We start from the raw sequence: 9,820 nt of genomic DNA on the forward strand, positions 1-9,820 counted from the left end.
AATGAATTACCTCGCAGCATTTGAGATCAGCGCAGCCGGGATGAGTTTCGAACGCCTTCGGGTGAACGTCGCCGCGGCCAATATCGCCAATGCCCACACCACGCGCACTGCCAGCGGTGGCCCCTATCGCCCGCTGCAGGCGCTGGCGGCCTCTGCGCCCGGTCCGTCTGCATTTGAAAGCCAGATGACGCTGGCGGCCCACACCAGCGCATTGCGCAAGCCGGTGGTGGTGGAAAGCGTACTGGCGCCACGCCTGGTACACGAACCCGGCCATCCGGATGCCAACGAAAGAGGATTCGTCGCCTACCCCAACATCAACCCGGTCACCGAGATGGTGGGATTGATGACGGCCACGCGCGCCTATGAAGCCAACGTCGCCGCGCTCAATGCGACCCGATCCATGGCGCAGAAAGCGCTCGAAATCGGAGGCCGCTGATGTCGATTTCCCCTGTCGATTTCATCGCCCCCGGAACCGGCATTGCGCAGCTCGCCGGCGGCTCACCGGCTGCCGCCGGCATCGACTTTGGCGCCTGGTTAAAGACCCAGGTCGCCGAGCTCAATACAAGCATTGCCAACAGCGATATCCAAGCGCTGGACCTGGCCAGTGGCCAGGCCAGCAACCTGCACCAGGTCATGATCGGCATGGAAGAAACGAAGCTGGCTTTCCAGCTGGCGGTGCAGGTCCGCAACCGCGTCCTGGAAGCCTACCAGGAAGTCCTGCGCATGCAGGTTTAAGACGAAAGAGAAAAGAGGAAAGTCGTGTCCAATCATCCCATCGCCTGGTTATCCAGCCTGTCGCGCGCAGCACGCGCCAGCCTGGCGCTTGCTGCCTGCGCAATTGTCGCCGGCTTCATCGCGCTTGCGCTCTGGGCGCTGTCGCCGGATTACCAGGTGCTGTTCTCCGACCTGGACAACCAGGACGGCAGCGCCATCGTGGCCGAACTCGACCGCCTCAAGATACCGTACCGCTTTGCGGATGACGGCAAGACCGTGCTGGTTGAACAGGACAAGGTATACAAGACCCGGCTGCAACTGATGGGGCGAGGCGTCAACCTGAAGGGCACGGTCGGCTTCGAGATTTTCAATGAATCCGATTTCGGCATGACCGATTTCGCCCAGCGCATCAAGTTCCAGCGCGCCCTGCAAGGTGAGTTGGCGCGCACCATCATGGGCCTGGAGGAAGTGCAGTCGGCACGGGTCCATCTGGTGGTGCCGGAATCCGGATTCCTGAAGAAAACCGACAAGCAAGCCAAGGCCTCGGTCACCGTCACCACGCGACCCGGGCAACAGCTCTCGCCACAGCAGGTGCTCGGCATTCAGCGGCTGGTGGCCGCCGCAGTGCCTGAAATCGACGCGCATGCCATTACCGTGCTCAACAGCCGCGGTGTAACGCTGAGCCGCCCGGCTGACGCGGCGCAGGACGGCAGTGGCGACGCCCGACTGGCCATCAAGCAACAGACCGAAGCCTACCTGGGCAGCAAGATCACGGCCATCCTCGACCAGACCTTCGGCGCTGGCAGGAGCACGGTCAGCGTGGACGTCACACTGGATCACGACAGCCTGAAAATCACGCGCGAGGACGTGTTGCCGGCGGCCACCGCCAACGGCGACGCCGACGGCGCCATCGTGCGCCGCAAGAATTCCTCGCGCCGGGCCGGCACGCCAGCCAGCGCGGCACAGGACAAGCCGGCAGCCGCAGGCGTGGCTGCTGCCCGCGCCGGTGACGATGAGCAGGCCACGGACGAGATCGAATACCAGCATGGCCGCAAGATCGAACAACTGGTTTCCACGCCCGGCTCGATCAAGCGCCTGAGCGTCGGGGTGGTGATTCCCGACCCGATCGGCGCGGACCGGATCGACATGCTGTCCAAGGTGATTGCCATGTCCGCCGGCTTGAACAGCGCACGCGGCGACGCGCTGGCGATTTACCCGGCTTACCCGGCAAGCGGCGCCGCCGCAAGTGCGACAGCACGGGACCAGGAAACCGTCTCGCGCGCTGCCGATGCGGTACTGACAGTTACCCCAGCTGATATGGCGCAGCCGGCCGGCGTGGCCAATGCTGCCCAAGCAACTGCGACGGCGCGCGCCGGGAAACACGGGACGAGTGCAAACCAGAACCTCGGCCTGCCCGGCCAGGTCTGGCTGCTGAGCGCGGTGGCAGCGCTGGCCGCAGTGTCGCTGGCGCTACTGGTGTGGATGCTGACGCCGCGTCACCGTGCCAGCAAGCGGCTTGGCCCGGCCGAACGCGAACGCGCGCTGCAGGAGTTGCAAGCCTGGCTGAACGAGCCGTCGGCCGCCACCAGCCCAGGCCGAGGCGTGAAATGACCAGCGCAGTCGCCGACAGTGCCTATCGCCAGGCCGCGCTGAAGCTGCACGGCATGCACCGCCGCGACCGTGCCTGGCTGCTGGCGCGCTGCACACCGGCGCAACAGGAGCGCTTGCGCGCCTTGCTCGACGAGCTGGCCGCATTGGGCCTGGTCTGTATTGCCGACGCCGACACCGACGCCGACGCTCCACCTTATGCGGTGGCCGGCAATGCGATCGACAGTGCGCTGGCGCTCGCCGTCAACCGGCTACCGCTGGCCAGCGTCACGGCGACCATTGCCGGCATGCCGGACCGGCTGGTCGCGATCCTTCTGCACGCGCAAGCCTGGCAGTGGGCGCCTGCGCTGTGGCGGCAACTGGAGCCGCCGGCCCGGCAAGTGTTGCTGGCGCAAATCAGCCAGCTGGCGCCGATTGCGCCCGCGCTGCAGCTTGCGGTGGTGGCAACGTTTGAGGGCGCCGCCAGTTCGATCGGCGAGCACACCCAGGTCAATGCCTGATGGACCCGATTGTAAAAATCACCCGCGTGCTGCGCGAGGGCTTTGCGCTGGACCTGCAGCAGCCGCGCACGCCATCGCCGCCGCCGCAAGTCGCCGCCAGCAAGATGCGCAGCCCCATGCCGTGCGATGCGCCAGCCGGGCATCAGTCTGGCTTGCAAGCAGCCGAGGATGAGCGCGCGCGCAGCGAAGCCTTCGAACAGGCGCGCCGGCAAGGCTACCAGGCCGGCCTGGAGGCGGGGAGCCAGCAAGGCCGGCAGGAGTGCGACGCGGCGCTGGCGGAAATCCGCGCCGTCGTGCGTTCGCTGGCCGGGCTGCATGACGCGCTGCTGCAGGAAATGCAGGACAGCGCGGCGGAATCCGTATTCGAGGCAGTCACGAAAATCCTTGGCCGCGCTGCCGTGGAGCAGTCGCTTGCACTGGCCGTCACGATGGAGGCGATTGCCCAGGTAACCGACCGCAAGCACGGACGCAGCCCCCTGATCGTACGCGTTGGCGAACGCGAGCACGGCATCATCCGCGACGCGCTGGCGGCGGAGGACGCACCGACACTGCCGGGCGCGCTGGAGCTTCTGGCCGACCCACAGGTAGCGGACGGCGGCTGCCTGGTTGAAAGCAGCACCGGCACGCTCGATGCGCGGCTGCAAACCCAGTTGCAGCAATTGATGCAAATCCTGCTGGATGACCGGAGCGCGCATGGCCAGCCGCATGCTTGACCTGCAGCGCACCAGCGCCGCCATCCGCAACAATGCGCTGACGCGCCGCGTTGGCCACGTGTGCGCATTTTTTGGCCTGATCGTCGAAGCGCATGGGCCGGATGCTTTCCTCGGCGAAATTTGCCAGATCCGTTCGCGCCTGCAATCCCACACCGTCGATGCCGAAGTGGTCGGGCTGCGCGAGGGCCGGGTACTGCTGATGCCCTATGGCGAATTGCGCGGCATCGGACTGGGCAGCGAAGTGGTGGCCAGCGGCCGCGCCTTGCGGGTGGCGGTGGGCGATGCCTTGCTCGGACGCGTGGTGGATGCGACCGGCAAGCCAATCGACGGCAAGCCAATGTGCGCCTTGCCCGACTTCATCCATCTGGCGCGGGAGCCGATCAATCCGCTGCAACGCGGCCGGATTTCCGAGGTGCTGGAGACGGGCGTGCGCGCCATCGATTGCTTCCTGACCCTGGGCCGCGGCCAGCGCATGGGCATATTCTCTGGCAGCGGTGTCGGCAAGAGCAGCTTGCTGGGCATGGTTGCCAAAGACATGCGCGCCGATATCAATGTCATTGCGCTGATCGGCGAGCGCGGCCGCGAAGTGCAGGAATTCATTGCACGCAACCTGGGACCGGAAGGGCTCAGCCGTTCGGTGGTGGTGGCCTCCACCTCGGACCAGCCGGCGCTGGTGCGCTCCTGTGCGGCCTGGACGGCGACCGCAATTGCCGAATATTTCCGCGACCAGGGCCGCGACGTGCTGCTGGTGATGGACTCGGTGACGCGCTTTGCGATGGCGCAGCGCGAAATCGGACTGGCCGTTGGCGAGCCGCCGACCGCGCGCGGCTACACGCCGTCGGTGTTCGCCAATTTGCCCCGGTTGCTGGAACGTTGCGGCGTGTCGGCCCAGGGCGGTTCGCTGTCGGCGATCTATACCGTGCTGGTCGAGGGCGACGATTTCAACGACCCGGTCGCCGACGCCGTGCGCGCCATCCTCGATGGACACATCGTACTGTCGCGCGAGCTGGCGAACCACGGACATTTTCCGGCAATCGACCTGTTGCGCAGCGTCAGCCGACTGGCGCCATCCTTGTCCGACAGCGACCAGGCGGCGCTGCTGCGGCGCGCCACCGCCCTGCTCAGCGTGTTTGAAAAAAGCCGCGACCTGCTCGATATCGGTGCCTACCAGGCCGGCGCCAATCCTGCACTGGACCAGGCCATCGGCGTGATGCCCGCGCTCAATGCGTTCCTGCAGCAGGATGCCGGCACCGCCTGCAGTCGCGCCGATGCGATGGCCGCGCTGGCCGCACTATTGCAGCCAGCCGGAGGTGGGCAATGACATCGATGCAGGCGACATGCCACTACCGGCTGCAACGCGTGATGCAATTGCGCGAAATGGAAAGTGCAGCCTGCGCCGATCAACTGCGCATGCTGGCGTCGCACCTGCACCAGATCGACGAACAGATCGACGGCAAACAGCAAGCCATCCGGACTGCGCAGCAAAACGTCATCCGCGCAGAAGCCAGCTCCGGGTCCATCGATGCTGGCTTGCGCATGCGGGTCGCCCCTTACATTGACGATGCCTTACGCCAGCAGCAAGCGCTGCTGGCGCAACGCGCGCAAACCAGCCAGGCGCTGGCCGGGGCCCGCGCTGCTCTGCTCGACAGGCGGCAAGCGCTGCGGGCACTGGAAATTCACCGGCAGCATTGGAGCCAGTCCTTGTGCGCAATGCAGCAAAGCGCAGGCCAACGCCAGCAGGATGAGCTGTGGCTGCTGACACACCCCGTCAGGAACATCCCATGAAGCCCGACCAGATCGGATTGGCGCCGCCCGCGACCCCCTTCCGCCAGGCAGCGGCGGTGGCGAACATCAAGGCCGATGCCTGGCGGCGGGCGATGGAGCAGGAACAAGCCCGTATCGCCGGCGCGGCACGCTCGGTGAAAGCGGCGGACATGCCACACGCTGTGGCTGCCGGCGGCGCCGGACGGGCGGCAGCCACAGCGACTGTGTTGCCAGCAACAGCCAGATTGGCCATCAGCGCCAGCGCAAGGGCAAGTCCCGCCCCGGACACGCTGCACGCCGCCGCGAACGCCCGGCACGACATGGGCGAACCAGCCGGCCGGGCAAGCCAGGCCCAAGGACTTGCCGCGCCCGGTCCGGGCGCATGGCCTGCTGCATTGCGCGCCCAGGCCACGGCCTGCACCAGCAGCGACGCCAACAGCGCACGCCCGCGGCAGGCAATGCAAACGGTGGCCTTGCCGGAGTCGCATTACCGGCGGCAATGGCCGCTGAAAAATGTGCATCTGGAATGCACCGCCCACGGCGTGCGCCTGTGGATCCGCGACCCGGACCTGGCAGCGGGCGCGCAAGGCGAACTGCTGGCAAGGCATCTGGCAACAACACTAAAGGCCGATGGCCGGCAACTGCTGGGCCTGACCATCAACGGCAACAGGATTTTGTAAAGAAGAGGAGAACACGACATGGCCATTGCATCGATCGGCAGCATCGCCGCCGAACCCGTGAGCGGCAGCGCAAACGCGCTCGGGCAGGAAGATTTCATGAAGATCCTGCTCACGCAATTGACGTACCAGGACCCGCTCAAGCCGCTGGACAACCAGGAGTTCATCGCCCAGCTTGCGCAATTTACATCGCTGGAGCAGACCCGCCAGCTCAATGCCCGCGTCGAGTCCCTGCTGTCGGTTCAGTCGGTGACGCAGGCAGTGGGCTTGCTGAACAAGACCGTCGAAATCACCGGCGCGACCGGCAACGCCATTGGCGAAGTGACGACACTGCGCTTCGTCGACGGCCAGCCCAGGCTGACGATCCAGACTGCCGAAGGTGCATTCGTCACCGACGTATCGCCCGCGCGCGTGTCGGTAGTGCGCTGACAACGCCGGCCCAACACGGAGAACAAAACCATGCTCGAATCCCTCCATGCCGGCCTGACCGGCCTGACGACTTTTTCGCGGGCGCTGGGCAACATCAGCAACAACGTCGCCAACCTGAATACGCCTGGCTTCAAGCGCTCCCAGGTTACGTTCCAGGATCTGCTCTATAACCAGCAACAGCTCGGCGGCAACGGCGAGCGCAGTGGCGGGACGGCTACCGGCAATGGCGTCGGGCTTGGCGCCACCAACATCGTATTCACGCAGGGCGAGTTGCGGCAGAGCGGCAACGAACAGGACGCCGCCATCGACGGCAGAGGCTTTTTCATCCTGCGGCAGGAAGGGAAGCTTTTCTACAGCCGTGCCGGCCAGTTCGAATTCGATGCGCAAGGTTTCCTGACGACGCGCGCATCGGGCGCGCGCGTGGCCGTGCTGGGCAGCGGATCGCAATTGCAGGACCTGAACATCCGCCACCTGCTGGTGAGTCCGCCCAAGGCCACCACGGCCATCGCGCTGTCAGGTAACTTGTCGGTCAACGATGGCGACAATCAACATGTCATCAGCAACATCGGCGTCGTTGCCGGCAATGGCAGCACAGCGCAGCTTAGCGTGACATTCACCAGCAACAACAATGTCACGCCGCGCAGCTGGCTGGTGCAGGTAAAAGACCAGGCCGGCGCGGTGCTGGGCGAAGGCGAAGTGCAATTCCAGGGCGACGGTTCGCCGGCGGGGGGCTTCGAAGAATTGGGAATTACTTTCACGCCACCCGGCTCCGCGGCACAGGCCATCGTGCTGCAGTTCGGCCGTCCGGGTGGATTCGCCGGCCTGACCAATTTTTCGGCCGGCCCGGAATCCACTGCCAGTGCAGTCCCGGTCGATGGGATTGTCGCCGGCTCACTGGCCAAAACCCGCTACGACGAGGAAGGCACCGTCCTGCTCGACTATAGCAACGGCCAGGTCGCCCGCGCCGGCAAGCTGGCGCTGGCACAGTTCCAGTTCCTGCCCGACCTGCGGCAGGAGGGAGGCAACTTGTTTCGCAACGACACCGGACAGGAACCGACCATTGGCACCGCGCTCGATCGCGGATTCGGCCGGATCGCCGGCGGCAGCATTGAAAATTCCAACGTCGACCTGACCCAGCAATTCTCCGAACTGATCGTGACCCAGCGCGGCTACCAGGCCTCATCCCAGGTGATCAGTACGGCCAATGAAATGATCCAGCAGTTGCTCGACATGAAAGGGCGACGCTGATGCCTGCCATGATCGCAGCCTATACCATTTTCACCGGCCGCAGCCTGGCGGCGGTGCATGCCCGGCTGGACGCGGCGCTGGCCCTGTGGCACGCCAAATGGCTGCCTGCATCCACAACGCCGCCTCGCGTGCACGCGGTCAGCAACGCGCATGAGGCAGGCGCCGGTGCGGTGCATGTCAGCGTCGACGAAATCCATGTTGACTGCGTTACGGGCTCCGGGGCGGGCGCACCTGCCTGCCGGCTGATCGCTCCGCTGTCCGCGCTGCATTGCCTGTTGCAAATGGCCACCGGCGATGCAGCGCCGGATGCCCCCGCGCCACAGCCAATGGGCGCGTTCGAGCGCGCGCTGGTGAAGCGCATGCTGGCCGACCTGGCGGATTCGATCGCCGCCGCAGTTGCCACGTCCGCTGCAAAATCGCCAGCAAGGCCTGACGTCGCCGGACAGCTCACGCAACTCGCTCGGGTAGCGCCTGCCGCGGGAGGTCGCCAGGAACAGCACCCATTCATGGCGACCCGCGGCAGCGGCGTCGTGCTGGTCGTCCTCGGCATCGGGGAGCAGCGACTGCGCATGCTGCTGTCACCGGCGCTGGCATGGCGGCTTGCCGGCGAACACATTCCGGCCCCGGGACCAGCGCAACTGGCCAGCCGGCGCGCCGCCATCGGCGCCATCCGCATCAAGCTGCGGGTATGCGCCGGTGACGCCACATTGCGCCTGTCCGACCTGATGCAACTGGCGCCAGGCCATGTGCTGCGCCTGGACTTGAAGCCGGGCCAGCCATTCATTCTCGAAGCAGCCGGCAAGCCAGGGCCGGCGGGACACGCCTGGCTGGGCCAACTCGGCCAGCACAAGGCAATTCAACTGAACCATCCATCAGGGAGCACGACATGAACCAGACAAGCCCGACATCGCTTGCCGAACCACGGGCCGACGCAGAACCGGTCGATGTACAGCCGGTGCGGCTGCAAGCGCTGCCACCATCGGCCGCAGGCGGCCCGGCCATGTTCAGCAACGGCCTGGGCCTGGTCGGCAACGTCAGGGTCCGGGTACGCGCCGTCATCGGCGAAGCCGAGCTGAGCATTGCCGAACTGTTTGCACTGAAACAAGGTGCATCATTGAAGCTCGACGTTGCTGCCAATGCGCCAATCGACCTGTATCTGGAAGACAGGCTGATCGCACGCGGCGCATTGGTGGTGGTTGATGATAATTTCGGACTCCAGATCACACAGATAGAGGTCGAACATGAAATCGGATAGTCTTTTCTGCGCGGCATTGATGGCTCTTGCAATGCTCGCCAATGCAGCCCAGGCGCAGCCAGCGGCAGCGCTGCCGTCAACATCGCCAGTGGCGACGCAATCGCAAAAGCAGCAAGTGCAACAGGAGCAGCCCGCGCCCGTCCCGCCCGCTGCGCCGCCGACAACCCAAGCCGCCAGCGCGCCGACTGAACCGGCAACGATTGCCTATCGCCAGCAAACCACGGGAATCGTCGAGCAGACGCTGAATTCTGTGCTGCTCACCTTGGGCCTGCTGGTGCTGACCGGCGCCGGGTTGCTGGCCATGCGCAAGCGCTTGCGGCAAAAACTCACGCTGGCTGCCGTGGCCGGCCCGTCGCTGCGGGTCAAGGAGCGATTGCGGCTCAATCCCCGGCTGACGGTCTATGTGCTGCATGTCCGCAACCGTGAAATCCTGCTGGCACAGTCTGGCGATACGCTGATCACCCTCGGCGACCCGACACCAACGGATGATGCCGACAACGTGCAGCCGACATGAGGACGCGATTATCCCAGCCATTGAAGCTTGCCCTGCAAGCCGCGCTGCCGTTCGTACTGCAGGCGCTGCTGGGCATGGTCATGCTGACCTGCGCGGCGCAAGCAGCAGCCGCCGACCTTGCTATTGGCGGCTTTGATATTTCCATCAGCGGCAGCAGCGCCGGCCGGGAAGCGACGCTGGCGACGCCGCTCAAGCTGCTGGCCCTGCTGTCGGTGCTCAGCCTGGCGCCGGCAATCCTGTTCACGATGACGGCATTTACACGGATCATCATCGTACTGTCGATGATCCGCCATGCGATCGGCATGCCGGATACGCCACCGAACCAGGTATTGATCAGCCTGGCGCTGTTCCTGACCCTGTTTACCATGATGCCCGTGGCCGAACAGATCAACCGGCAG

13 protein-coding genes and 1 pseudogene are annotated in these 9,820 nt (G+C 65.4%); all 14 read left to right on the forward strand.

The annotated features are described in order from the left end of the window. The first annotated feature begins 1 nt into the window (after window position 1). The gene (gene flgC / locus Q7T64_RS07610; protein WP_304793756.1) at window positions 2–436 is read left to right on the forward strand and encodes a flagellar basal body rod protein FlgC; all 435 of its coding nucleotides are present in this window, start codon (window positions 2–4) and stop codon (window positions 434–436) included. Then, window positions 436–735 (forward strand): flagellar hook-basal body complex protein FliE, encoded by a 300-nt coding sequence (gene fliE / locus Q7T64_RS07615; RefSeq protein WP_304793759.1) that lies wholly within the window; start codon window positions 436–438, stop codon window positions 733–735. The genes flgC and fliE overlap by 1 nt, the downstream gene beginning before the upstream one ends. A 24-nt stretch (window positions 736–759) precedes the next feature. Then, complete coding sequence (gene fliF, locus Q7T64_RS07620; RefSeq protein ID WP_304793762.1) at window positions 760–2,325, forward strand: flagellar basal-body MS-ring/collar protein FliF; 1,566 nt, start codon at window positions 760–762, stop codon at window positions 2,323–2,325. After that, a complete protein-coding gene (locus tag Q7T64_RS07625) occupies window positions 2,322–2,822 on the forward strand; it encodes a hypothetical protein (RefSeq protein ID WP_304793766.1) in 501 nt (166 codons plus the stop codon). Before fliF ends, Q7T64_RS07625 begins: the two co-directional genes overlap by 4 nt. Continuing rightward, entirely contained in the window at window positions 2,822–3,535 is a 714-nt protein-coding gene (locus Q7T64_RS07630; RefSeq protein ID WP_304793769.1) for a FliH/SctL family protein, read from the forward strand. The genes Q7T64_RS07625 and Q7T64_RS07630 overlap by 1 nt, the downstream gene beginning before the upstream one ends. After that, window positions 3,516–4,856 carry a FliI/YscN family ATPase gene (locus Q7T64_RS07635; RefSeq protein ID WP_304793771.1) on the forward strand — a complete coding sequence of 447 codons (1,341 nt, stop codon included), beginning with the start codon at window positions 3,516–3,518 and terminating at the stop codon, window positions 4,854–4,856. The genes Q7T64_RS07630 and Q7T64_RS07635 overlap by 20 nt, the downstream gene beginning before the upstream one ends. Next, a complete protein-coding gene (locus Q7T64_RS07640) occupies window positions 4,853–5,320 on the forward strand; it encodes a hypothetical protein (protein ID WP_304793774.1) in 468 nt (155 codons plus the stop codon). The genes Q7T64_RS07635 and Q7T64_RS07640 overlap by 4 nt, the downstream gene beginning before the upstream one ends. Continuing rightward, the gene (locus tag Q7T64_RS07645) at window positions 5,317–5,979 is read left to right on the forward strand and encodes a hypothetical protein (protein WP_304793777.1); all 663 of its coding nucleotides are present in this window, start codon (window positions 5,317–5,319) and stop codon (window positions 5,977–5,979) included. Before Q7T64_RS07640 ends, Q7T64_RS07645 begins: the two co-directional genes overlap by 4 nt. Window positions 5,980–5,997: 18 nt before the next feature. Beyond that, complete coding sequence (locus Q7T64_RS07650; RefSeq protein WP_304793780.1) at window positions 5,998–6,405, forward strand: flagellar hook assembly protein FlgD; 408 nt, start codon at window positions 5,998–6,000, stop codon at window positions 6,403–6,405. A gap of 30 nt (window positions 6,406–6,435) precedes the next feature. Continuing rightward, window positions 6,436–7,653 (forward strand): flagellar basal-body rod protein FlgF, encoded by a 1,218-nt coding sequence (gene flgF / locus Q7T64_RS07655; protein ID WP_304793785.1) that lies wholly within the window; start codon window positions 6,436–6,438, stop codon window positions 7,651–7,653. Beyond that, window positions 7,653–8,543, forward strand: a complete 891-nt coding sequence (locus Q7T64_RS07660; protein WP_304793788.1) for a FliM/FliN family flagellar motor C-terminal domain-containing protein — start codon at window positions 7,653–7,655, stop codon at window positions 8,541–8,543. Before flgF ends, Q7T64_RS07660 begins: the two co-directional genes overlap by 1 nt. After that, the gene (locus Q7T64_RS07665) at window positions 8,540–8,908 is read left to right on the forward strand and encodes a FliM/FliN family flagellar motor switch protein (protein ID WP_304793791.1); all 369 of its coding nucleotides are present in this window, start codon (window positions 8,540–8,542) and stop codon (window positions 8,906–8,908) included. Before Q7T64_RS07660 ends, Q7T64_RS07665 begins: the two co-directional genes overlap by 4 nt. A 31-nt stretch (window positions 8,909–8,939) precedes the next feature. Beyond that, a complete protein-coding gene (locus Q7T64_RS07670) occupies window positions 8,940–9,422 on the forward strand; it encodes a hypothetical protein (protein ID WP_304793795.1) in 483 nt (160 codons plus the stop codon). 20 nt (window positions 9,423–9,442) lie between these two features. After that, window positions 9,443–9,820: pseudogene (gene fliP / locus Q7T64_RS07675) on the forward strand (flagellar biosynthetic protein FliP); the annotation flags it as partial.

It is taken from the genome of Lacisediminimonas sp., assembly GCF_030645335.1.
Classification (GTDB): Bacteria; Pseudomonadota; Gammaproteobacteria; order Burkholderiales; family Burkholderiaceae_D; genus Lacisediminimonas.

Bases quoted from the DNA above. Each gene is read 5' to 3' on its own strand.
- flgC (WP_304793756.1), top strand. From the start codon at position 2: ATGAATTACCTCGCAGCATTTGAGATCAGCGCAGCCGGGATGAGTTTC.
- fliE (WP_304793759.1), top strand. From the start codon at position 436: ATGTCGATTTCCCCTGTCGATTTCATCGCCCCCGGAACCGGCATTGCG.
- Q7T64_RS07625 (WP_304793766.1), top strand. From the start codon at position 2,322: ATGACCAGCGCAGTCGCCGACAGTGCCTATCGCCAGGCCGCGCTGAAG.
- Q7T64_RS07630 (WP_304793769.1), top strand. From the start codon at position 2,822: ATGGACCCGATTGTAAAAATCACCCGCGTGCTGCGCGAGGGCTTTGCG.
- Q7T64_RS07635 (WP_304793771.1), top strand. From the start codon at position 3,516: ATGGCCAGCCGCATGCTTGACCTGCAGCGCACCAGCGCCGCCATCCGC.
- Q7T64_RS07640 (WP_304793774.1), top strand. From the start codon at position 4,853: ATGACATCGATGCAGGCGACATGCCACTACCGGCTGCAACGCGTGATG.
- Q7T64_RS07645 (WP_304793777.1), top strand. From the start codon at position 5,317: ATGAAGCCCGACCAGATCGGATTGGCGCCGCCCGCGACCCCCTTCCGC.
- Q7T64_RS07650 (WP_304793780.1), top strand. From the start codon at position 5,998: ATGGCCATTGCATCGATCGGCAGCATCGCCGCCGAACCCGTGAGCGGC.
- flgF (WP_304793785.1), top strand. From the start codon at position 6,436: ATGCTCGAATCCCTCCATGCCGGCCTGACCGGCCTGACGACTTTTTCG.
- Q7T64_RS07660 (WP_304793788.1), top strand. From the start codon at position 7,653: ATGCCTGCCATGATCGCAGCCTATACCATTTTCACCGGCCGCAGCCTG.
- Q7T64_RS07665 (WP_304793791.1), top strand. From the start codon at position 8,540: ATGAACCAGACAAGCCCGACATCGCTTGCCGAACCACGGGCCGACGCA.
- Q7T64_RS07670 (WP_304793795.1), top strand. From the start codon at position 8,940: ATGCTCGCCAATGCAGCCCAGGCGCAGCCAGCGGCAGCGCTGCCGTCA.